Here is a 22,832-nt window from a genome sequence, read left to right on the forward strand (position 1 = left end):
AGAAAAACGCATGACGGAGGATGCCATGAAAAACCGAAAACTGACGGAAGCCGACGTAACGTCTGAGTCTGTCTTTATGTTACAGCGCCGCCAGATCCTGAAAATGCTTGGCATCAGCGCCACTGCCCTGACGCTCTCTCCAGCGGCACACGCCGACCTGCTCGACTGGTTTAAAGGCAACGATCGGCCAAAGGCTCCATCCGGCGCCCCGCTCACCTTTACGAAACCGGCCGAATGGCAAAACAAGCTGACGCTCACGCCGGAAGATAAAGTTACCGGCTACAACAACTTCTACGAATTTGGTCTCGATAAGGCCGATCCTGCCGCCAACGCGGGGAGCCTCAAAACCGATCCGTGGACGCTGAAAATTGATGGCGAAGTGGCGAAACCCCTGACGCTGGACCACCACGATCTCACTACCCGCTTCCCGCTCGAAGAGCGTATCTATCGCATGCGCTGCGTGGAAGCCTGGTCGATGGTGGTGCCCTGGATTGGCTTCCCGCTGCATAAACTGCTGGCGATGGTTGAGCCCACCAGCAACGCAAAATATGTCGCTTTCCAGACGCGCTATGCGCCTGACGAGATGCCCGGGCAGAAAGATCGGTTTATCGGCGGCGGGCTTGAGTATCCGTATGTGGAAGGGTTACGTCTCGACGAAGCTATGCACCCCCTCACCCTGCTGACCGTTGGCGTTTATGGCAAAGCGCTTCCGCCGCAGAACGGCGCCCCCATCCGTTTAACCGTACCGTGGAAATATGGCTTCAAAGGGATTAAATCTATCGTCAGCATTAAGCTTACCCGCGAACGTCCGCCAACCACCTGGAATCTGGCGGCCCCGGACGAATACGGTTTCTTCGCCAACGTGAACCCGCACGTGGATCATCCGCGCTGGTCGCAGGCAACCGAGCGGTTTATCGGTTCGGGCGGTGCGCTGGACGTGAAGCGCCAGCCGACGCTGCTGTTTAACGGCTATGCGGATGAAGTGGCCTCGCTTTACCGTGGTCTCAACTTACGGGAGAATTTCTGAGTGCGTTTAACGGCAAAACAGATTACCTGGCTGAAAGTGCTGCTGCACCTGGCCGGGCTGCTTCCTTTTATATGGCTGTTCTGGGCCGCCAGCCAGGGGCTCTTTAGCGCAGACCCGGCAAAGGATATCCAGCATTTTACCGGTCGGATGGCTCTGAAATTTTTGCTGGCCACCTTGCTCGTCTCGCCGCTGGCGCGCTACGCTAAACAGCCCTTATTGATACGCACCCGTCGGCTGTTAGGGCTATGGTGTTTTGCCTGGGCGACGCTGCACCTCACCAGCTACGCCCTGCTGGAACTGGGAATTAACAATCTGGCGCTGCTTGGCCGCGAACTGGTGACACGTCCTTATCTGACGCTGGGTATTGTGAGCTGGGTGGTTTTACTGGCGTTAGCGCTGACATCCACGCAATATGCGCAGCGAAAACTGGGCAGGCGCTGGCAGCTTCTGCATAACTTCGTCTATCTTGTCGCGATCCTCGCTCCCATTCATTACCTGTGGTCGGTGAAGATCCTCTCGCCGCAGCCGATCCTTTATGCACTGGCGGCCGTGGCGCTTTTGGCATGGCGTTACAAGAAGTTCCGCCAGTGGTTGCGATAGTTCGCGAAACTGTGCGTTTTCCCGCAGATTACCCGTCAACCGCAAATCTTTTTCGGATAGCGGTTGATAATCTTCCCTGATAAGACCAGTATTTAGCTGCTAAATGCTACGAAATCGTTATAATGTGCGACCTTGGTTCGCCTGACAGCGGTTTTAAGCCTCTGAAAAGGTGACATTTGCGTTTCGAAGGTATATTTTGTTTTTTACCCGAAAATCGCAGGAGATAGCGGCATAATGACTGATAAATTCCATATCTTAGTTTTGAACGGACCGAACCTGAACATGCTCGGCACCCGTGAGCCAGAGAAGTACGGCACGCTAACATTGAGTGAAATTGTTAACCGTCTGGGAACGGAAGCAGCGTCACTGAATGTGGATTTGGATCATTTTCAGTCGAATGCGGAGTACGCAATCATCGACCGTATTCATCAGGCTAAAGACAATGTGGACTATATCCTGATCAATCCGGCCGCGTTTACGCACACCAGTGTTGCTATCCGCGACGCACTGCTCGCGGTGAGTATCCCGTTTATCGAGATCCACCTGAGTAATGTGCACGCCCGAGAGCCGTTCCGTCACCATTCGTATCTGTCGGATATCGCTGCTGGCGTTATCTGTGGACTGGGCGCAGACGGCTATTCATACGCTTTACAGACAGCGGTAAAACGCTTGTCACAATCACACTAAACAAGAGTACGGAACCCACTCATGGATATTCGTAAGATTAAAAAACTGATCGAGCTGGTTGAAGAATCAGGCATCTCCGAACTGGAAATTTCTGAAGGCGAAGAGTCTGTACGCATCAGCCGTGCAGCCCCAGCCGCTAGCTTCCCGGTAATGCAGCAGGCTTATGCTGCGCCAGTGCAGCAGCCTGCGCTCTCCGCAGCCGTTGCGCCAGCAGCTGAAGCCGCACCTGCCGCTGCAGCAGAAATCAGTGGTCACATCGTACGTTCCCCAATGGTTGGTACTTTCTACCGCACCCCGAGCCCGGACGCGAAGGCGTTCATCGAAGTGGGTCAGAAAGTCAACGTAGGCGATACCCTGTGCATCGTTGAAGCGATGAAAATGATGAACCAGATCGAAGCAGACAAATCAGGTACTGTGAAAGCGATTCTGGTCGAAAGTGGTCAGCCGGTTGAATTTGACGAGCCGCTGGTCGTCATCGAGTAACGAGGCGTACATGCTGGATAAAATTGTTATCGCCAACCGCGGCGAGATCGCACTGCGTATTCTTCGTGCCTGTAAAGAACTGGGCATCAAGACCGTCGCTGTGCACTCAAGCGCGGATCGCGATTTAAAACACGTATTGCTGGCGGATGAGACGGTCTGTATTGGCCCGGCTCCGTCCGTAAAAAGCTATCTGAACATCCCGGCTATCATCAGCGCCGCTGAAATCACCGGCGCGGTGGCAATTCATCCGGGTTACGGCTTCCTCTCTGAGAACGCCAACTTTGCTGAGCAGGTTGAACGCTCTGGCTTCATCTTCATCGGCCCGAAAGCCGACACCATCCGCCTGATGGGCGACAAAGTGTCTGCAATCACCGCGATGAAAAAAGCCGGTGTTCCAACCGTACCAGGCTCTGACGGCCCTCTGACCGACGACATGGATGCTAACCGTGCTCATGCTAAACGCATTGGCTATCCGGTTATCATCAAGGCGTCCGGCGGCGGCGGCGGTCGCGGTATGCGCGTTGTGCGCAGCGATGCTGAACTGGCGCAGTCCATCTCCATGACCAAAGCAGAAGCGAAAGCCGCTTTCAGCAATGACATGGTGTACATGGAAAAATACCTGGAAAACCCACGCCACATCGAAATTCAGGTGCTGGCTGACGGTCAGGGTAACGCGATCTATCTGGCAGAACGTGACTGCTCCATGCAGCGTCGTCACCAGAAAGTGGTCGAAGAAGCACCAGCACCGGGCATTACCCCAGAGCTGCGTCGCTACATCGGCGAGCGTTGCTCCAAAGCGTGTGTCGATATCGGCTATCGCGGTGCAGGTACCTTTGAGTTCCTGTTCGAGAACGGCGAGTTCTATTTCATCGAAATGAACACCCGTATTCAGGTTGAACACCCGGTTACCGAAATGATCACCGGCGTTGACCTGATCAAAGAACAGCTGCGTATCGCTGCAGGCCAGCCGCTGTCCATCAAGCAGGAAGAAGTTGTGGTGAAAGGCCATGCGGTAGAGTGCCGTATTAACGCCGAAGACCCGAACACCTTCCTGCCAAGCCCGGGTAAAATCACGCGTTTCCACGCGCCGGGTGGCTTTGGTGTGCGCTGGGAGTCTCATATCTACGCCGGTTACACCGTACCGCCGTACTATGACTCAATGATCGGCAAGCTTATCTGCTACGGCGAAAACCGTGACGTGGCGATTGCCCGCATGAAAAACGCCCTGCAGGAACTGATCATCGACGGTATCAAAACCAACGTTGATCTGCAGATGCGTATCATGAGCGACGAGCACTTCCAGAATGGTGGAACTAACATCCACTATCTGGAGAAAAAACTCGGTCTGAACGAGAAGTAATAGACCTGTGTTGCTAAAAGGCCGGATTATCCGGCCTTTTTTATTTCTGGGGCCTGGAAAGCCTCATCATGTACAATCCCCGCTTTCTTCATCCACAAGGGACAAAAAATGGACAAACGTTTTGTTCAGGCCCATAAAGAAGCGCGCTGGGCGCTGTGGCTGACCCTTCTCTATCTCGCAGCATGGTTAGTAACTGCTTACTTACCTGACTCCGCTATTGGCATCACCGGCCTGCCGCACTGGTTCGAAATGGCGTGTCTGCTGGTACCGCTGGTCTTCATCCTGCTGTGCTGGGCAATGGTGAAATTCATCTATCGCGATATTCCGCTGGAGGACGATGATGCAGCTTGAAGTCATTCTGCCGCTTATCGCTTACTTGTTAGTGGTGTTTGGTTTATCCGTTTACGCCATGCGTAAAAGAACGACGGGCACCTTCCTGAACGAGTATTTTCTGGGTAGCCGCTCGATGGGCGGCGTCGTGCTGGCCATGACGCTGACCGCGACCTACATCAGCGCCAGTTCGTTTATCGGCGGGCCCGGTGCAGCCTATAAATACGGGTTAGGCTGGGTGCTGCTGGCGATGATCCAGCTTCCTGCCGTCTGGCTCTCGCTGGGCATACTGGGTAAAAAATTTGCCATTCTGGCGCGCCGTTATAATGCCGTGACGCTCAACGATATGCTGTTTGCCCGCTATCAGAGCCGTTTACTGGTGTGGCTGGCCAGCTTAAGCCTGCTGGTGGCCTTTATTGGCGCAATGACGGTGCAGTTTATCGGCGGGGCGCGCCTGCTGGAAACGGCAGCGGGTATTCCCTACGAGACAGGCTTGATCATCTTCGGAGTCAGCATTGCGCTGTATACCGCGTTTGGCGGATTCCGCGCCAGCGTGCTGAACGATACGATGCAGGGATTGGTGATGCTTGTTGGCACCCTTGTTCTGCTGGTCGGCATTGTGCATGCCGCGGGCGGCCTGAGCCATGCGGTTGAAACGCTCGAGGCGATCGATCCAAAGCTGGTTTCGCCGCAGGGCGCGGATGATATCCTTTCGCCAACCTTTATGACCTCGTTCTGGGTGTTGGTGTGCTTTGGGGTGATTGGCCTGCCGCATACCGCCGTACGCTGTATCTCTTACAAAGACAGCAAAGCCGTGCACAGAGGTATCATTATCGGCACTATCGTTGTCGCAATCCTGATGTTTGGTATGCACCTGGCGGGCGCGTTAGGTCGGGCAGTTATTCCTGACCTTACCGTACCCGATCTGGTTATCCCAACCCTGATGGTTAAAGTACTGCCGCCATTTGCCGCCGGGATCTTCCTCGCCGCACCGATGGCCGCCATTATGTCGACCATCAACGCTCAGCTGCTGCAAAGTTCCGCTACGATCATTAAAGATCTCTACCTGAACCTGCGTCCTGAGCAGGCAGAGAATGAACGGCGCCTGAAGCGCATGTCGGCCGTTATTACTCTGGCGTTAGGGGCATTGCTGCTGTTAGCCGCGTGGCGCCCGCCGGAGATGATCATCTGGCTGAACCTGCTGGCATTTGGTGGGCTTGAAGCGGTATTCCTGTGGCCGCTGGTGTTAGGGCTCTACTGGGAGCGCGCGAATGCCGCCGGTGCGCTGAGCGCGATGATTGTCGGCGGCGTGCTTTACGCCGTCCTCGCAACGTTTAAGATTCAGTACCTGGGCTTCCATCCGATTGTGCCTTCGTTACTGCTAAGTTTACTGGCGTTTGTGGTGGGGAACCGTTTCGGTCAGCCCGTCCCACAACCCGCTATGATTTCTACTGATAAATAAAGAGTTTTGCCATGCCGTGGATCCAACTAAAACTGAATACAACCGGCGCGAATGCCGAGGAACTGAGCGATGCGCTGATGGAGGCCGGTTCGGTCTCTATCACCTTCCAGGACACGCATGACACGCCGGTCTTTGAGCCGCTGCCGGGCGAAACCCGCCTGTGGGGTGATACCGACGTTATTGGCCTGTTTGATGCCGAAACCGATATGAAAGAGGTTGTCGCGATTCTGGAGAATCATCCTCTGCTGGGCGCGGGTTTCGTGCATAAAATCGAACAGCTGGAAGACAAAGACTGGGAACGCGAGTGGATGGATAACTTCCACCCGATGCAGTTCGGCAAACGTCTGTGGATCTGCCCAAGCTGGCGCGACGTCCCGGACGAGAATGCGGTCAACGTGATGCTCGACCCGGGTCTGGCGTTTGGTACCGGCACTCACCCCACAACGTCTCTGTGCCTGCAGTGGCTGGATGGTCTGGATCTGGACGGTAAGACAGTGATCGACTTCGGCTGTGGATCCGGGATCCTCGCGATTGCAGCCCTGAAGCTGGGCGCGGCAAAAGCCATCGGAATCGATATCGATCCGCAGGCGATTCAGGCCAGCCGCGATAATGCCGAGCGTAACGGCGTCTCCGATCGCCTGGAGCTATATCTGCCGGATGCACAGCCAGAAGCCATGAAAGCCGATGTGGTGGTCGCAAACATTCTGGCGGGCCCGCTGCGTGAACTGGCTCCGTTAATCAGCGTGCTGCCCGTTGAGGGCGGTCTGCTGGGGCTTTCCGGTATCCTGGCGAGCCAGGCCGACAGCGTGTGTGAAGCCTACGCCGATCTCTTTGCCCTCGACCCGGTGGTGGAAAAAGAAGAGTGGTGCCGCATCACCGGCCGTAAAAAATAAGAATCTGGCGTGGTCATCTGACCACGCCTCTCCCCCTCTGATAATCCTCTCTACCCCGTTCATTCTTCGGTAAAATAACCACACAAATCATGCTGATTTGTATTACAAAAATTCACCGGAAGAATATGATGACACACGTTATAGGCAAGGCAGCGCTGCTGGCGCTGAGCATGATCTCGGCTTCAGCATTCGCATCACACTGGAGCTATGAAGGGGAAGGTTCACCGCAACACTGGGGCGAGATGGACGAGGCATACAAGACCTGTCAAAGCGGAATGAACCAGTCCCCTATTAATATTGATTCGACCGCTATCGCCCACCTCTCCCCGCTACAAACCCACTACGTTGATGGCCCTGTTACACTGACGAACAATGGCCATACCATTCAGGCAGGTGAACAGGCGAACACCCGCGATACTCTTACTCTCGATAAGCAAACCTGGACGTTACAGCAGTTCCATTTCCACGCGCCGAGCGAAAACACCGTACATGGCAAGAGATACGCGATGGAAATGCATCTGGTTCATAAAAATGCCAATGGGGAACTGACGGTGGTGGCGGTCATGTTTGATAAAGGAGCCGCAAACCCGGAACTAGAAAAACTGTGGCGCGTTATGCCTCAGCAGGCCGAGCAGAACGTCTCCATCAAACAGGATCTCAACCTGAACAAACTGCTGCCAAAAAATAAAACGTACTGGCGCTTTAGCGGTTCACTGACCACTCCACCGTGTTCAGAAGGCGTTACCTGGATTGTACTTAAACAGCCCCTGACGGTTTCTGCAGAACAACTTGCCAGATTCACCCAGACAATGCATCACGATAATAACCGTCCGGTACAGTCGCTGCATGGGCGCGTCGTGGTTGAATAACACGCATTTTTCGCATGACGATCATGTTCTAAAATGCGACGCAGATCGCAAAGAAGAAGGGAAATCTGTTGCTAAAAACAGCAGATTATCCCGCTTCAGCGACGCATTTATTCAGAAATGATGAGAAGTTACGGGAAATTGTAAGCGCCCATAAAATAACCATTATCATATAACTTAATGATTTAAATAATGAATAATTTTTAACGGGAAGATTGGGTGGCGATTCCTTGATCTACAACAGTGGATTGTTCAAAGTTTGGCCTTTCATCTCGTGCAAAAAATGCGTAATATACGCCGCCTTGCAGTCACAGTATGGTCATTTCTTAACTCATGCGCATCGGACACCACCAGCTTAGAAATCGCCTGATCGCAGCCCCAATGGCAGGTATTACAGACCGGCCGTTCAGGACGCTGTGCTATGAGATGGGAGCCGGTTTAACCGTATCCGAGATGATGTCGTCTAACCCGCAGGTTTGGGAAAGCGATAAATCCCGCCTTCGGATGGTGCACGTTGATGAACCAGGTATTCGCACCGTGCAAATTGCCGGAAGCGTGCCTGAAGAGATGGCAGATGCCGCGCGGATTAACGTGGAAAGTGGTGCCCAGATTATTGATATCAATATGGGGTGCCCGGCCAAAAAGGTGAATCGCAAGCTTGCAGGTTCAGCCCTTCTGCAATACCCCGACCAGGTGAAAGCTATCCTGACGGCGGTTGTCAGCGCGGTGGACGTTCCTGTTACGTTGAAGATTCGCACGGGTTGGTCGCCGGAACACCGTAACTGTGTAGAGATTGCCCAACTGGCCGAAGACTGTGGCATTCAGGCCCTGACCATCCATGGACGCACTCGCGCCTGTTTGTTCAACGGTGAAGCTGAATACGACAGCATTCGGGCAGTTAAGCAGAAAGTTTCCATTCCGATTATCGCGAATGGCGACATAACTGACCCGCTTAAAGCCAGGGCTGTACTCGACTATACGGGAGCTGATGCTCTGATGATAGGACGTGCAGCTCAGGGAAGACCCTGGATCTTCCGGGAAATCCAGCATTATCTGGACACTGGGGAGCTGCTTGCTCCGCTGCCTCTGGCAGAGGTTAAGCGCTTGCTTTGTTCGCATGTTCGGGAACTGCATGACCACTACGGTCAGGCAAAAGGGTACCGAATTGCGCGTAAACACGTCTCCTGGTATCTCCAGGAGCACGCTCCAGATGACCAGTTTCGGCGCACATTCAACGCCATAGAGGATGCCAGCGTACAGCTGGAGGCGTTGGAGGCATACTTCGAAAATCTTGCGTAATGAAATAAAGAGCTGACAGAACTATGTTCGAACAACGCGTAAATTCTGACGTACTGACCGTTTCTACCGTTAACTCTCAGGACCAGGTAACTCAAAAGCCCCTGCGTGACTCGGTTAAACAGGCACTGAAGAACTATTTTGCTCAACTGAATGGTCAGGATGTTAATGATCTGTATGAGCTGGTACTGGCTGAAGTTGAACAGCCACTGTTGGACATGGTGATGCAATACACCCGCGGTAACCAAACCCGCGCTGCGCTGATGATGGGTATCAACCGTGGTACTCTGCGTAAGAAACTGAAAAAATACGGCATGAACTGATACTAATCAGTTAAATGCTTGTTTAAAAAGGCGCTCTTCGGCATGGGGAAGCGCCTTTTTTATTACCTGCGCTTCTCCGTCAACGCATTGTAAACCTTCGCCTCTCCCGCTTTTCAACCACGGTTTTTCGTGTATATTTCCCCCACCTTACTGGCGATCTTCTCGCGGAATGACACAATGATTCGTAAATACTGGTGGCTGGTTGTCTTTGCAATCTCCGTTCTCATTTTCGATACACTCCTGATGCAGTGGATTGAACTGATGAGCACCGAAACCGATAAGTGTCGTAATATGAACTCCGTTAATCCGCTGAAACTCGTGAACTGCTCAGAGCTCGACTAACCGCCCGATTGCGCAAACCACCCCGTTATTACCCACTAAAAACGGGGATTTAAATCCCTTTGAGCCATTACCTGACGGTGATAATGTCTCGCCCTTCTCAACCGCTCTAGCGTAACCCCACACTCGAGTAGAACCGTCCATGCTGGTCAGCCAATACAACCCTATCCTTGTCGTCCTCTCCTTTGTTGTTGCCATTCTTGCTGCGTATACCGCGCTGAACATGGCTGCACGCGTCGCCGGGAGTGAAGGTGTCGTTGCCCGCGTCTGGCTGGCTGGCGGCGGTATTGCTATGGGGATTGGCGTGTGGGCCATGCATTTTATCGGCATGCTGGCGATGGACCTCTCCATGAGCATGAGCTACAACGCCACCCTGACGGTGTTATCCATGGTCATCGCCGTAGGTTCGTCGCTGTTTGCGCTATGGCTCGTGAGCTGCGAGCAACTACGCCTGCGCCGACTGCTGCCCGGCGCGCTGGTGATGGGAAGCGGTATTGTTGCTATGCATTACACCGGCATGGCGGCGCTGGAGGTGATGCCCGGGATTATCTGGGACAAGGTCTGGGTGGCCATTTCGGTCGTGATTGCGCTTGCCGCTTCGCTCGCGGCATTATGGCTGACCTTCCGCCTGCGTCGCGAAGCCGCTCAGGTTGTGCTGATGCGCATGGGTGCCGCCATCACGATGGGAATTGCCATTGCCGGCATGCACTATGCCGGGATGAAAGCGGCGCAGTTTCCGATGTCCACAATGGTTCACCATGAGGGTATCAACGGGAGCTGGCTGGCGGTGCTGGTCAGCGTCGTCGCGCTCTCAATTCTTGGGATCACCCTGCTGGTGTCGATGCTGGATGCCCGCCTTCAGGCACGCACCGCCCTTCTGGCCTCGTCGCTGGCAGAAGCTAACCGGGAGCTCGCTCAACTGGCGCTACACGATACCCTGACGCGTCTGCCCAACCGTATCCTGCTGGAAGACAGACTCGATCAGGCCATCAGCAAAGCCGATCGTGAAGGGAACCACTTTGCCCTAATGTTCATGGATCTTGACGGCTTTAAAGCCATCAATGATGCCTACGGCCATGATGTCGGTGACAGGCTGCTGGTCGCCGTTACGCAGCGTCTGCTGCTTCTCCTGAAAGGCCAGTTCACCCTTGCACGTATCGGCGGTGATGAATTTGTTCTGCTGGCAGAGGGAGAAGGTCCGGACGACGCGGCATCGCTGGCAAATTCGCTGGTGCGCGCGATCGATAGCCCGTTCAATCTCAGCCCCTATGAACTGGTAGTGACCCTCAGCATTGGTATCGCGCTCTACCCTCACGACGGCAAAACCGAGCGTGAGCTGATGTTTAACGCCGACGCGGCGATGTATCACACGAAGCATATGGGCCGTAACGGTTACCACTTTTTCCAGCCCTCCATGAACACCCTGGCGCAAACCCATCTCCAGTTAATGAACGATCTGTGGATGGCAATCGATCGCAATGAGCTGCGCCTGCTGTATCAGCCAAAATTTCACGCCCCGGCGGGCCCGGTCCTCGGATTCGAGGCGTTATTGCGCTGGCAGCATCCTAAGCAGGGGCTACTGACGCCGGACCTTTTTCTGCCGCTGGCGGAAAAAACGGGGCTAATCGTCCCCATTGGCAACTGGGTGATTCATGAAGCCTGTCGTCAGCTGCGGGAATGGCATCTCCAGGGGCATCAAAGCTGGTCAATGGCGGTAAACCTGTCGACACTGCAGTTTGAACAACCTTCGCTGGTTAAAACGGTTCTCGACTGCCTGGCACTTCACCAGGTGCCACCGGAAATGTTGATCCTCGAAGTGACGGAAACCACGGCGATGAGCAACCCGGATGAGAGCGTACGCGTGCTGACAGAGCTGACGGATGCGGGCGTGAAGGCCTCCATTGATGATTTTGGCACCGGATATTCGAGCCTGCTGTACCTCAAGCGATTACCGGCCTGCGAATTGAAAATCGACAGGGCGTTTGTGAAAGAGCTCAGCGGCGAAAGCGAGGATGCCACTATTGTCTCAGCAATTGTGGCTCTCGCTAAAACACTTAACCTGAAAGTCGTGGCTGAAGGTGTGGAAACCGAAGCGCAGCAAGCCTTTTTAACCGAGCTGGGCTGTAACACCCTTCAGGGTTATCTGTTAGGTAAACCCGTCAGCGCGCAGACCATAGAGGCACTTTGTGCCCGAGGGGAAATGTTACCTGGCGCTGAACAGTAAGCACCCTCATCTGGCGACACGCGAATAACCGGGAGTGTCGCCAGTATGCTATCGACCAGAGCGGGAGCCTGCTGATAAAGATTAAAACTGTCGTTATTCATTAACCAGTTTTTAATTATTCCGCTAAAAAAACCGTGGAATACAATCAAGGTGAGTTCAACATTCACCTGTGGCGAAATGATGTTTCGCGAAATACAGGTCTCCAGCGCGGCACGTAGCGTGTCATCGTTGAATCCGATACGCTTTCTGATTTCACGTTCAGAAATCATATCACTGCTAAATTCACACTTATGATACAGAATTTGTAAAAGCGCACATTGCCGGGGTTCATGGGCAATATACTGCAGCGCGGTAATAAATTGCTCACGAAGTTTTAACAATGGATCGTCACTATCGGAAAGGGAAAGCCTGTCGTTAATAATGTCGCGAAGCGGTAATTGGTGTTCCCAGATGGCATTAAATATTTCAGATTTACTGGTGAAGTGCCAGTAGATCGCGCCGCGCGTCACCTTAGCGGCATCGGCGATATCCGTCAGCGTCGTGCTGGCAACGCCACGCGTGGCAAACTGTCCGATAGCCGCCTCAATCAGCTGCTGCCGGGTTTGTTGAGCCTCTTCTTTCTTTTTACGCGCCATAGGCAACTACTCGTTACTCGCAAGGTTTAAAGGTCATATTGCGTTCATCAAATGTAAGTATTCACTAAAATCCGTTTTAATTTTGCACAAAAAAAGTCACCCCTCTTGATTTATAATTAATACAAATACATCCAATCAATTAAATTGGCGGAATGAATAATTATAAAATATTAAACTCATTTACCTGATTAACATGCCAGACTATATCCCAGAATGGAGCCGGTCTGATTCTGATTTTCTTCTACAAGCATTGTCATTCGCACTTATAAATTAAAAAACATTAAATACCCTCATTATTATACGCAGCTACATTTTATTTTTATCCCTCTGCCCCTGCTACCGATTCGCGGCATATATCGGTTAATGGGTATTTAAAGGAACAGTAATGACGAATCATTTCAGACGCTTGCCCTTATCCGGTTTCATTGTCTGCACGGTACTGCTCACTGGATGCGATGGTCAGGAAAATCAACAACAGCATCTGCAGGCGCCTCAGGTCAGCGTGCATATTGTGAAAAGCGCGCCTCTGGCCGTCACCACTGAACTCCCGGGCAGAACAGATGCATTTCGCGTTGCGGAGGTTCGTCCTCAGGTTAGCGGCATTATCCTTCGCCGTAACTTCGCGGAGGGTAGCGATGTAAAAGCGGGCGAGTCACTCTACCAGATCGATCCTGCGACCTATCAGGCAGCCTATGACAGCGCGAAAGGCGAACTGGCGAAGGCTCAGGCGGCGGCCAATATTGCACACCTGACGGTGAAACGTTATCTCCCGCTGGTAGGCACCCAGTATGTCAGTAAGCAGGAGTATGACCAGGCCGTGGCGACGGCTCAGCAGGCAGATGCCAGCGTGGTTGCCGCAAAAGCGGGCGTTGAAAGCGCACGTATCAACCTTGCCTACACCAAAGTGACCTCTCCGGTTGATGGTCGTATCGGGAAATCCAGCGTGACCGAAGGGGCGCTGGTGACGAACGGACAAGCCGCAGCGCTGGCAACGGTCCAGCAGCTCGATCCGATTTATGTCGATGTCACCCAGTCCAGCAATGATTTTATGCGCCTGAAACAGACGAGCCTGCAAAAAGGCGATACCGCCAGCAGCGTTGAACTGCTGATGGAGAACGGGCATCCCTATCCGCTGAAAGGCACATTGCAGTTCTCTGACGTCACGGTCGATGAAAGTACCGGCTCGATTACCCTGCGCGCCATTTTCCGGAACCCTCAGCATCTGTTGTTACCCGGCATGTTCGTTCGCGCCCGCATTGATGAAGGCACCCAGCCGGATGCGATTCTGGTGCCACAGCAGGGCGTAACCCGTACACCACGAGGCGATGCAACCGTCCTGGTGGTGAACGATAAAAACCAGGTTGAACCGCGAACCGTCGTGGCCCCTCAGGCAATTGGCGATCGCTGGCTGGTGACGGAAGGGCTGAAAAACGGTGATCGCGTGATTGTCAGCGGGCTACAGAAAGTCAGACCGGGGGTAACCGTCGTCGCCACGCCGGATACCACCACGACGCCAGCCGGTTAAGGGACGACGACATGGCTAATTTCTTTATTCAGAGACCGGTTTTCGCCTGGGTACTTGCCATCATTTTGATGATTGCAGGCGGGCTGGCCATTCTCAAACTTCCCGTCGCACAGTATCCGACCATTGCCCCTCCCGCCGTGGCGATATCCGCGACCTACCCGGGAGCTGACGCTCAAACGGTGCAGGATACCGTGACCCAGGTTATCGAACAGAACATGAACGGTATCGATAAGCTGATGTATATGTCCTCCACCAGCGATTCAGCGGGTAACGTCACCATCACCCTGACCTTCGAGTCAGGAACCGATCCGGACATCGCCCAGGTGCAGGTGCAGAACAAGCTGCAGCTCGCCATGCCGCTGCTGCCGCAAGAGGTACAGCAGCAAGGGATTGGCGTGGAGAAATCCAGCAGTAGCTTCCTGCTGGTCGCCGGCTTTGTTTCAGACAACAAAAATCTCACGCAGAATGACATCTCTGACTATGTCGCGTCGAACGTCAAAGATGCCATCAGCCGAACGTCTGGCGTCGGTGACGTTCAGCTGTTTGGCGCTCAGTATGCGATGCGCATCTGGCTCGACAGCAACGCGATGAACAAATATCAGCTAACGCCGCAGGATATTATCAACCAGCTGAAAACGCAGAACGACCAGATAGCGGCAGGCCAGCTGGGCGGAACGCCGTCCATTCCCGGGCAGCAGCTGAATGCCTCGATCATCGCGCAAACCCGCCTGAAATCACCGGATGAGTTTGGCCGCGTGACGCTCAGGGTGAATCAGGACGGCTCGATGGTTCATCTGAAGGACGTGGCTCGTATTGAGCTGGGTGGTGAAAACTACAACATGGTCACTAAAATCAACGGGCAGGCGGCAACCGGCCTGGGGATTAAGCTGGCAACCGGGGCAAATGCGCTGGACACTGCGGCAGCCATTAAGAGCAAGCTGGCGCAACTGCAGCAGTTCTTCCCGCAGGGGCTGAAAGTGGTCTATCCCTATGACACCACGCCTTTTGTGAAGATCTCCATTCACGAAGTGGTGAAGACCCTGTTTGAAGCAATCATCCTCGTCTTCCTGGTCATGTACCTGTTCCTGCAAAACCTGCGGGCGACGCTCATCCCGACTATCGCGGTGCCGGTCGTTCTGCTGGGTACCTTCGCGGTTCTGGCGGCATTCGGTTTCTCCATCAATACCCTGACGATGTTCGGCATGGTGCTGGCGATAGGTCTGCTGGTCGATGACGCTATCGTGGTCGTTGAGAACGTTGAACGCGTCATGGTCGAGGACAAACTGCCGCCGAAAGAGGCCACGCAGAAGTCGATGGAGCAGATCCAGGGTGCACTGGTCGGGATCGCCATGGTGCTCTCGGCGGTCTTTATTCCGATGGCCTTTTTTGGCGGCTCGACGGGGGCGATCTATCGCCAGTTCTCGCTGACTATCGTTTCCGCAATGGCGTTGTCCGTACTGGTTGCGCTAATCCTTACGCCCGCACTCTGCGCAACGTTGCTTAAGCCCGTATCCGGCGACCATCATGAGAAGAAAGGTGGCTTCTTCGGCTGGTTTAATGCGCTCTTCGATAAAAGCGTGGAGCACTACAGCAACAGCGTGAGCGGTATTTTGCGTAAGGCAGGGCGCTATCTGGTGGTGTACGTCATTATCGTCGGGGGGATGGCGGTGCTCTTCCTGCGCTTGCCTACCTCTTTCCTGCCCGAAGAGGATCAGGGGGTATTTATGACGATGGTTCAACTCCCGGCGGGTGCAACCCAGACGCGTACTCAGCAGGTCCTCGACCAGGTTCAGGACTACTATCTGAACAAAGAGAAAGCGAACGTTGAATCCGTCTTTACTGTAAACGGCTTTAGCTTTAGCGGCCAGGGTCAGAACGCCGGTATTGCCTTCGTCAGCCTGAAGCCCTGGGAGGAGCGCCCGGGGGCGGAAAACGGCGTTGAAGCCATTGTGGGTCGCGCGACGAAAGCATTCAGTCAAATTAAAGACGGCCTCGTGTTCCCGTTTAACCTGCCTGCAATTATCGAACTGGGTACCGCCACGGGCTTCGACTTTGAATTGATCGATCAGGCCAACCTGGGGCATACCCAACTGACGCAGGCGCGTAACCAACTGCTCAGCATGGTGAATGAGCACCCTGACCTGCTGGTTCGCGTCCGCCCTAACGGTCTTGAAGATACGCCTCAGTTCAAGCTGGATGTCGATCAGGAGAAAGCGCAGGCGCTGGGCGTCAGCCTTTCTGACGTGAACCAGACGATTTCGACGGCCTTAGGTGGCAGCTATGTGAACGACTTTATCGATCATGGGCGCGTGAAAAAGGTCTACGTCCAGGCCGAGGCAAAATTCCGTATGTTGCCAGGAGATATTAATAACCTTTACGTGCGCAGCGCGAATGGGGAAATGGTCCCGTTCTCCGCCTTCAGCAACGCTCACTGGGTCTATGGTTCACCTCGCCTGGAGCGCTATAACGGGATGCCTTCTATGGAGATCCTGGGTGAATCAGCCCCGGGTAAAAGCACCGGTGAGGCCATGGCTATGATGGAAAGCCTCGCGGCAAAACTGCCTTCCGGTATCGGCTATGACTGGACAGGGATGTCTTATCAGGAGCGCCTCTCGGGTAACCAGGCGCCAGCACTGTACGCCATTTCACTGATCGTGGTGTTCCTGTGCCTGGCTGCGCTGTATGAAAGCTGGTCCATTCCGTTCTCCGTCATGCTGGTTGTGCCGCTGGGGGTCATTGGGGCGCTTCTCGCAGCGTCGCTGCGCGGGTTAAACAACGACGTCTATTTCCAGGTCGGCCTGCTGACGACGATTGGTTTATCGGCGAAAAACGCCATTCTGATCGTCGAATTTGCTAAAGACCTGATGGATAAAGAAGGCAAAGGCATTATTGAAGCCACGCTGGAAGCTTCCAGGATGCGCCTTCGACCGATCCTGATGACGTCCCTGGCCTTTATTCTTGGCGTCATGCCGCTGGTGATCAGCACCGGGGCCGGGAGCGGCGCGCAAAACGCCGTTGGTACGGGCGTTATGGGGGGAATGCTTTCCGCAACCCTTCTGGCGATTTTCTTCGTTCCTGTTTTCTTTGTGGTTGTTCGGCGACGGTTTACGCACCATAAAGGTTAATTTTTCCCTGAAAAGGCACCTCTGGTGCCTTTTTATTTTTAACATAAACAACGAATTAGGTTTTACATAAAGGCAGTATTAAGAATATGATGATTTGCATTAAGTAAAAACAGTCTCTTGCAACTTCATAATTCCTCCATTAATTCCTCCTTAAACCGACTTTTCTCCACGATTTTTACAAACTACATAATTTGAGATTATTCCTCGTGTAACGGGGACTTACCCCGGTGGTAAAATAACCTCCAGTTCGTTAATAGCCCTCCTGGCTTTATAGCGGATGAGAAATAATACTGAGGTAACATCATGAAAAGATTCATTTCCGTTGCACTTCTCGCTGCGCTGCTTGCTGGTTGCGCGCACGACTCTCCATGTGTACCGGTTTACGACGACCAGGGCCGACTGGTTCATACCAATACCTGTATGAAAGGCACCACCCAGGATAACTGGGAGACTGCGGGTGCTATCGCCGGCGGTGCTGCCGCAGTAGCGGGTCTGACGCTGGGTATTGTTGCCCTGACCAAGTAAAATCTGTTGAGAAAGCGCGGCTCTGGCCGCGCTTTTGCTTTTAATGAGTGCAGTATTTTCAAATAAGTAAAAAAATAGCCCCGTATCTATTCGCGTAATTATTCCAAGCCTGAAGTCAGTCACAACTTTTTCGCATACTCATTCAAATTACTTATTCTATCGTGATGATTTTCACACATTAATATTATTGAATACCCTGCCAATATTCACGCTGAAAACTATCTCTTCTTTTTCCTGACCCGACTCGCAACTTTTGCTCCGATTTGTGGCACAGGTTGTAATTTCGCACCGTTTCGGGGCGCTCGTTTTATTTAAGCCTGTCTACACTCAGCATTAAGCGTTCACTCGTCTCTTATTTTGTCGAACGCAAAACTGGCATTACGTTTGCTTTATAAACGTTGGCCAAAGCCACAGACAGGTAAAGCGTTTAAAAACGCCTCTATAACGATAAATTTCGCCACACAGGATGCATTATGAAAAAGACGATGATAGCCAGCCTGGCCGCTGCAGGCATGTTGTTTGCCGTAGCCGGTCAAGCCCATGCGGGAACGACACTGGATGCCGTTAAAAAGAAAGGTTTTGTTCAATGTGGTATCAGTGACGGTTTGCCTGGCTTCTCTTATGCCGATGCGAACGGCAAATTTACCGGTATTGATGTGGATGTCTGCCGTGGCGTTGCAGCCGCCGTTTTTGGCGATGACAGCAAAGTGAAATACACCCCGCTGACGGCGAAAGAACGCTTTACGGCGCTGCAGTCCGGCGAGGTCGACATGCTCTCCCGTAACACCACCTGGACTTCCTCCCGCGATGCAGGCATGGGGATGTCATTTACGGGCGTGACCTATTATGACGGCATCGGCTTCCTGACCCACAATAAAGCCGGCCTGAAAAGCGCTAAGGAACTGGATGGCGCCACCGTTTGTATTCAGGCAGGCACCGATACCGAGCTGAACGTCGCGGATTATTTCAAAGCAAACAACATGAAATATACCCCGGTGACATTCGACCGCTCGGATGAATCGGCCAAAGCGCTGGAATCCGGCCGTTGCGACACGCTGGCCTCTGACCAGTCACAGCTGTATGCCTTACGCATTAAGCTGAGCAATCCGGCAGAGTGGATTGTCCTGCCTGAAGTGATCTCCAAAGAGCCTCTCGGCCCCGTCGTTCGTCGCGGCGATGAAGACTGGTTCTCCATCGTTCGCTGGACGCTGTTTGCCATGCTGAACGCAGAAGAGATGGGCATCAATTCCAAAAACGTTGATGAAAAAGCCGCTAAGCCATCCAACCCGGATATGGCACACCTGCTCGGTAAAGAAGGTGATTTCGGCAAGGATCTGAAGCTGGATAACAAGTGGGCTTACAACATCATCAAACAGGTGGGCAACTACTCTGAGATCTTTGAACGCAACGTGGGATCGGAAAGCCCGCTGAAGATCAAACGCGGCCAGAACAATCTCTGGAACAACGGCGGTATTCAGTACGCACCACCAGTACGTTAAGTCATAGCTGTAACGGGCACTGCTCCGGCAGTGCCCACTCCAGAGTCATGGTTACTGAGGTTTCTTTATGTCCCATCGCCGCTCAGCCGTAAAAGGATCGCTATCCTTTTCTCATCCCGCGGTCCGCGCCTGGCTATTCCAGATTATTGCTATTGTTGCGGTTGTTCTCATCGCCGTGTATCTGATCCATAACACCATCACCAACCTGAATAACCGCGGCATTACCTCCGGTTTCGCGTTTTTAGACCGCAGCGCGGGGTTTGGCATTGTTCAGCACCTTATTGATTACCAGGAAGGTGACACGTACGGACGCGTATTCGTGGTCGGTTTACTGAATACGCTGTTGGTATCGGCGCTTTGTATCGTCTTCGCGTCGATACTGGGCTTCTTTATTGGCCTGGCGCGTCTTTCTGAAAACTGGCTCCTGCGGAAACTGTCGACTGTTTATATTGAGACGTTCCGCAATATCCCCCCGCTGCTGCAGATCTTCTTCTGGTATTTCGCCGTACTGCGTAACCTTCCCGGTCCCCGCCAGGCCGTCGACGCGTTTGAGCTGTTTTTCCTGAGTAACCGTGGTTTGTCCATCCCTTCTCCTCAGCCGGGTGAAGGGCTGTACGCTTTTATCGGCGCGATTGTGATAGCGCTTGCGCTCTCTGCGGGGGTATTCCGTTTTAACCGCAAACATCAGATCAAAACCGGTCAGCTTCGTAGAACCTGGCCCACTGCAGCTGTCCTGATCGTTAGCCTGCCGCTAATTGCACACTGGCTGTTTGGGGCCGCTTTGCACTGGGATATTCCACATCTGCGTGGCTTTAACTTTCAGGGCGGGATGGTATTAATTCCCGAGCTGGCGGCCCTGACGCTGGCGCTGTCGATTTATACGTCCGCGTTTATCGCAGAGATTATCCGTGCAGGGATCCAGGCCGTTCCTTATGGGCAGCACGAGGCGGCGCGCTCGCTGGGATTACCCCATACCGTGACGCTTCGCCAGGTCATCATTCCGCAGGCTTTACGGGTCATCATTCCCCCCCTGACCAGCCAGTATCTCAATATTGTCAAAAACTCGTCGCTGGCCGCTGCGATTGGTTATCCGGATATGGTGTCACTCTTCGCCGGAACCGTGCTTAACCAGACCGGACAAGCCATTGAAACCATCGCCATCACGATGTCTGTCTATCTGATCATCAGCCTGGTGATTTCACTGCTGATGAACCTTTATAACCGCCGTATAGCACTGGTCGAGCGCTAAGGATCTATGATGACAAAAGCGATACTGTCGCACTCCTCGCGCCCTGCCAACTCGACAGGTGGACGTTTCATTCTCTGGGCGCGTAAGAATCTGTTCTCCAGCTGGAGCAACAGCATGCTGACGATTGTCTGCCTGTGGCTCATGTGGGAATTGATTCCTCCCCTGCTGAACTGGGCGTTTTTACAGGCCAACTGGGTCGGTTCAACCCGAGCAGACTGCACAAAAGCCGGCGCCTGCTGGGTGTTTATTCATGAGCGCTTCGGCCAGTTCATGTATGGATTGTATCCGCACGAACAGCGCTGGCGGATTAATCTGGCGCTGGTTATTGGCCTGTTTTCTGTCGCAGCCATGTTCTGGAAAAAGCTGCCTCATCGTGGACGCTATATTGCCGGCTGGGCAGTGGTTTATCCGATTATTGTCTGGGTACTGTTGTATGGCGGTTTCCTGGGACTGGAACGCGTTGAAACACGCCAGTGGGGCGGGCTGACGCTGACGCTGATTATCGCTTCAGTGGGGATAGCCGGTGCTTTACCGTGGGGGATTTTACTGGCCCTGGGACGGCGTTCAAAAATGCCGATCGTCCGCGTGCTCTCCGTTATCTTCATTGAGTTCTGGCGCGGCGTACCGCTTATCACCGTGTTGTTTATGTCGTCGGTCATGCTGCCGCTGTTTATGGCAGAGGGAACAACCATCGACAAGCTGATCCGTGCCCTGGTGGGGGTGATTCTCTTCCAGTCCGCCTATGTCGCTGAAGTTGTGCGAGGTGGTTTGCAGGCGTTGCCTAAAGGCCAGTACGAAGCGGCGGAATCACTGGCTCTCGGTTACTGGAAAACGCAGGGACTGGTCATTCTTCCACAAGCACTCAAGCTGGTCATCCCGGGTCTGGTCAATACGATCATTGCCCTCTTCAAGGATACCAGCCTGGTGATCATCATCGGATTGTTCGATCTCTTTAGCAGCGTGCAACAGGCAACCGTTGACCCTGTCTGGCTGGGTATGTCCACCGAAGGATATGTCTTTGCTGCCCTGATCTACTGGATCTTTTGTTTTAGCATGTCGCGCTACAGCCAGCATCTGGAAAAGCGCTTTAACACCGGGCGTACACCGCACTGAGGAAATTATGAGCCAAATAACTATGACACCCGCCGACGCGATGATTACGCTGGAAAATGTGAATAAATGGTACGGACAATTTCATGTTCTGAAGGACATTAATCTTAAGGTCAAGCAGGGAGAGCGCATCGTCCTTTGCGGCCCTTCGGGCTCCGGAAAATCCACAACCATTCGCTGTATTAACCATCTTGAAGAACATCAGCAAGGACGCATTGTGGTTGATGGTATCGAGCTGAATGAAGATATCCGCAATATCGAACGCGTACGTCAGGAAGTGGGAATGGTATTTCAGCACTTTAATCTGTTTCCGCACCTGACCGTTCTGCAGAACTGTACGCTTGCGCCGATTTGGGTACGAAAGATGCCGAAAAAGGAAGCGGAGGCGTTGGCAATGCACTACCTGGAGCGTGTACGTATCGCAGAGCATGCCAATAAATTCCCTGGCCAGATATCGGGTGGCCAACAGCAGCGTGTCGCTATCGCTCGTTCGCTGTGTATGAAACCGAAAATTATGCTGTTTGATGAACCTACATCTGCCCTCGATCCGGAAATGGTGAAAGAGGTTCTGGACACCATGATTGGGCTGGCTCAATCCGGCATGACCATGTTGTGTGTGACGCATGAGATGGGGTTTGCGCGAACCGTGGCCGACCGTGTGATCTTTATGGACCGCGGGGAGATTGTTGAGCAGGCACCGCCGGATGAGTTCTTTGCGCATCCGAAGTCAGAACGCACGCGAGCATTCCTGTCGCAGGTGATTCATTAGTCGTTTGCTCTGCCGGGTGGCGGCTTCGCCTTACCCGGCCTACCGTTTTTTTGGCGCATAAACGCAAAAAGGCCATCCTTTCGGATGGCCTTTTCACTTATTTGATGTCTGGCAGTTCCCTACTCTCACATGGGGAGACCCCACACTACCATCGGCGCTACGGCGTTTCACTTCTGAGTTCGGCATGGGGTCAGGTGGGACCACCGCGCTAAAGCCGCCAGACAAATTCTTTTACTTCTTGCCGAACTTTAACCTAAGTATAAAGTGGTGCTGATACCCAGAGTCGAACTGGGGACCTCACCCTTACCAAGGGTGCGCTCTACCAACTGAGCCATATCAGCACGCTAAATTTGATGCCTGGCAGTTCCCTACTCTCACATGGGGAGACCCCACACTACCATCGGCGCTACGGCGTTTCACTTCTGAGTTCGGCATGGGGTCAGGTGGGACCACCGCGCTAAAGCCGCCAGGCAAATTCTGTTAATCTGTATCAGGCTGAAATTTG

21 protein-coding genes, 1 tRNA gene and 2 rRNA genes are annotated in these 22,832 nt (G+C 53.3%); 20 read left to right on the forward strand and 4 right to left on the reverse strand.

All coding sequences use genetic code 11. The features are described from left to right. Positions 1–25: 25 nt before the first annotated feature. The 13 genes from msrP (at position 26) to ACMGGX_RS07660 (ending at position 11,890) form a co-directional block, all read left to right on the forward strand. Complete coding sequence (msrP, locus tag ACMGGX_RS07600; protein ID WP_029741739.1) at positions 26–1,027, forward strand: protein-methionine-sulfoxide reductase catalytic subunit MsrP; 1,002 nt, start codon at positions 26–28, stop codon at positions 1,025–1,027. Further along, entirely contained in the window at positions 1,028–1,627 is a 600-nt protein-coding gene (gene msrQ / locus ACMGGX_RS07605; RefSeq protein ID WP_032659655.1) for a protein-methionine-sulfoxide reductase heme-binding subunit MsrQ, read from the forward strand. 234 nt (positions 1,628–1,861) lie between these two features. Continuing rightward, complete coding sequence (gene aroQ, locus ACMGGX_RS07610) at positions 1,862–2,314, forward strand: type II 3-dehydroquinate dehydratase (RefSeq protein ID WP_024906320.1); 453 nt, start codon at positions 1,862–1,864, stop codon at positions 2,312–2,314. A 21-nt stretch (positions 2,315–2,335) separates the two neighbouring features. Continuing rightward, a complete protein-coding gene (gene accB, locus ACMGGX_RS07615) occupies positions 2,336–2,797 on the forward strand; it encodes an acetyl-CoA carboxylase biotin carboxyl carrier protein (RefSeq protein WP_010436174.1) in 462 nt (153 codons plus the stop codon). Between the two features lie 10 nt (positions 2,798–2,807). Further along, on the forward strand, positions 2,808–4,157 hold the full coding sequence (accC, locus tag ACMGGX_RS07620; RefSeq protein ID WP_023333644.1) for an acetyl-CoA carboxylase biotin carboxylase subunit: 1,350 nt from the start codon (positions 2,808–2,810) through the stop codon (positions 4,155–4,157). A gap of 108 nt (positions 4,158–4,265) precedes the next feature. Further along, positions 4,266–4,508 (forward strand): YhdT family protein, encoded by a 243-nt coding sequence (locus ACMGGX_RS07625; RefSeq protein WP_006178860.1) that lies wholly within the window; start codon positions 4,266–4,268, stop codon positions 4,506–4,508. Then, complete coding sequence (gene panF, locus ACMGGX_RS07630; protein ID WP_193807202.1) at positions 4,498–5,949, forward strand: sodium/pantothenate symporter; 1,452 nt, start codon at positions 4,498–4,500, stop codon at positions 5,947–5,949. The genes ACMGGX_RS07625 and panF overlap by 11 nt, the downstream gene beginning before the upstream one ends. Before the next feature lie 11 nt (positions 5,950–5,960). Next, positions 5,961–6,842, forward strand: coding sequence for a 50S ribosomal protein L11 methyltransferase (gene prmA, locus ACMGGX_RS07635; protein WP_029741742.1), 882 nt, complete (start codon positions 5,961–5,963; stop codon positions 6,840–6,842). Between the two features lie 128 nt (positions 6,843–6,970). Further along, positions 6,971–7,711, forward strand: coding sequence for a carbonic anhydrase family protein (locus tag ACMGGX_RS07640; protein WP_348561890.1), 741 nt, complete (start codon positions 6,971–6,973; stop codon positions 7,709–7,711). 330 nt (positions 7,712–8,041) lie between these two features. Next, a complete protein-coding gene (gene dusB / locus ACMGGX_RS07645; RefSeq protein WP_023309409.1) occupies positions 8,042–9,007 on the forward strand; it encodes a tRNA dihydrouridine synthase DusB in 966 nt (321 codons plus the stop codon). Positions 9,008–9,030: 23 nt separating this feature from the next. After that, on the forward strand, positions 9,031–9,327 hold the full coding sequence (fis, locus tag ACMGGX_RS07650) for a DNA-binding transcriptional regulator Fis (protein ID WP_000462905.1): 297 nt from the start codon (positions 9,031–9,033) through the stop codon (positions 9,325–9,327). A gap of 177 nt (positions 9,328–9,504) precedes the next feature. Continuing rightward, positions 9,505–9,669: a DUF2556 family protein gene (locus ACMGGX_RS07655; protein ID WP_023309432.1), complete on the forward strand. Its 165-nt coding sequence runs from the start codon at positions 9,505–9,507 to the stop codon at positions 9,667–9,669. Between the two features lie 139 nt (positions 9,670–9,808). Beyond that, on the forward strand, positions 9,809–11,890 hold the full coding sequence (locus tag ACMGGX_RS07660) for a putative bifunctional diguanylate cyclase/phosphodiesterase (RefSeq protein WP_420298242.1): 2,082 nt from the start codon (positions 9,809–9,811) through the stop codon (positions 11,888–11,890). Here the strand turns inward: ACMGGX_RS07660 and envR are convergent. Next, positions 11,806–12,525: an acrEF/envCD operon transcriptional regulator gene (envR, locus tag ACMGGX_RS07665; RefSeq protein ID WP_420298243.1), complete on the reverse strand. Its 720-nt coding sequence runs from the start codon at positions 12,523–12,525 to the stop codon at positions 11,806–11,808. The genes ACMGGX_RS07660 and envR overlap by 85 nt on opposite strands. Before the next feature lie 385 nt (positions 12,526–12,910). Here envR and ACMGGX_RS07670 point away from each other — a divergent pair, with 385 nt between their 5' ends. The 7 genes from ACMGGX_RS07670 to ACMGGX_RS07700 all read left to right on the forward strand — a co-directional run bounded on the left by ACMGGX_RS07670 (position 12,911) and on the right by ACMGGX_RS07700 (position 22,327). After that, entirely contained in the window at positions 12,911–14,050 is a 1,140-nt protein-coding gene (locus ACMGGX_RS07670) for an efflux RND transporter periplasmic adaptor subunit (RefSeq protein ID WP_420298244.1), read from the forward strand. 11 nt (positions 14,051–14,061) lie between these two features. After that, complete coding sequence (locus ACMGGX_RS07675) at positions 14,062–17,175, forward strand: efflux RND transporter permease subunit (RefSeq protein WP_420298245.1); 3,114 nt, start codon at positions 14,062–14,064, stop codon at positions 17,173–17,175. A gap of 303 nt (positions 17,176–17,478) precedes the next feature. Further along, the gene (locus tag ACMGGX_RS07680; RefSeq protein ID WP_008502867.1) at positions 17,479–17,700 is read left to right on the forward strand and encodes a lipoprotein; all 222 of its coding nucleotides are present in this window, start codon (positions 17,479–17,481) and stop codon (positions 17,698–17,700) included. A gap of 473 nt (positions 17,701–18,173) precedes the next feature. Further along, positions 18,174–19,199, forward strand: a complete 1,026-nt coding sequence (locus ACMGGX_RS07685) for an amino acid ABC transporter substrate-binding protein (protein WP_023333654.1) — start codon at positions 18,174–18,176, stop codon at positions 19,197–19,199. Positions 19,200–19,266: 67 nt separating this feature from the next. Beyond that, entirely contained in the window at positions 19,267–20,448 is a 1,182-nt protein-coding gene (locus tag ACMGGX_RS07690) for an amino acid ABC transporter permease (RefSeq protein ID WP_023309438.1), read from the forward strand. Positions 20,449–20,457: 9 nt separating this feature from the next. Further along, positions 20,458–21,561, forward strand: coding sequence for an amino acid ABC transporter permease (locus ACMGGX_RS07695; protein ID WP_420298246.1), 1,104 nt, complete (start codon positions 20,458–20,460; stop codon positions 21,559–21,561). Positions 21,562–21,568: 7 nt separating this feature from the next. Next, positions 21,569–22,327 carry an amino acid ABC transporter ATP-binding protein gene (locus ACMGGX_RS07700; RefSeq protein WP_014171880.1) on the forward strand — a complete coding sequence of 253 codons (759 nt, stop codon included), beginning with the start codon at positions 21,569–21,571 and terminating at the stop codon, positions 22,325–22,327. Between the two features lie 106 nt (positions 22,328–22,433). Here the strand turns inward: ACMGGX_RS07700 and rrf (ACMGGX_RS07705) are convergent. The 3 genes from rrf (ACMGGX_RS07705) to rrf (ACMGGX_RS07715) all read right to left on the reverse strand — a co-directional run bounded on the left by rrf (ACMGGX_RS07705) (position 22,434) and on the right by rrf (ACMGGX_RS07715) (position 22,798). Continuing rightward, positions 22,434–22,549: ribosomal RNA gene (gene rrf, locus ACMGGX_RS07705) — 5S ribosomal RNA — on the reverse strand. Between the two features lie 43 nt (positions 22,550–22,592). Beyond that, positions 22,593–22,668 (reverse strand) — tRNA-Thr (locus ACMGGX_RS07710). A gap of 14 nt (positions 22,669–22,682) precedes the next feature. Next, a 5S ribosomal RNA gene (rrf, locus tag ACMGGX_RS07715) occupies positions 22,683–22,798 on the reverse strand. Positions 22,799–22,832: the final 34 nt, after the last annotated feature.

The sequence above is a fragment of the Enterobacter sp. BNK-29 genome, assembly GCF_048684785.1.
GTDB lineage: Bacteria > Pseudomonadota > Gammaproteobacteria > Enterobacterales > Enterobacteriaceae > Enterobacter > Enterobacter cloacae_M.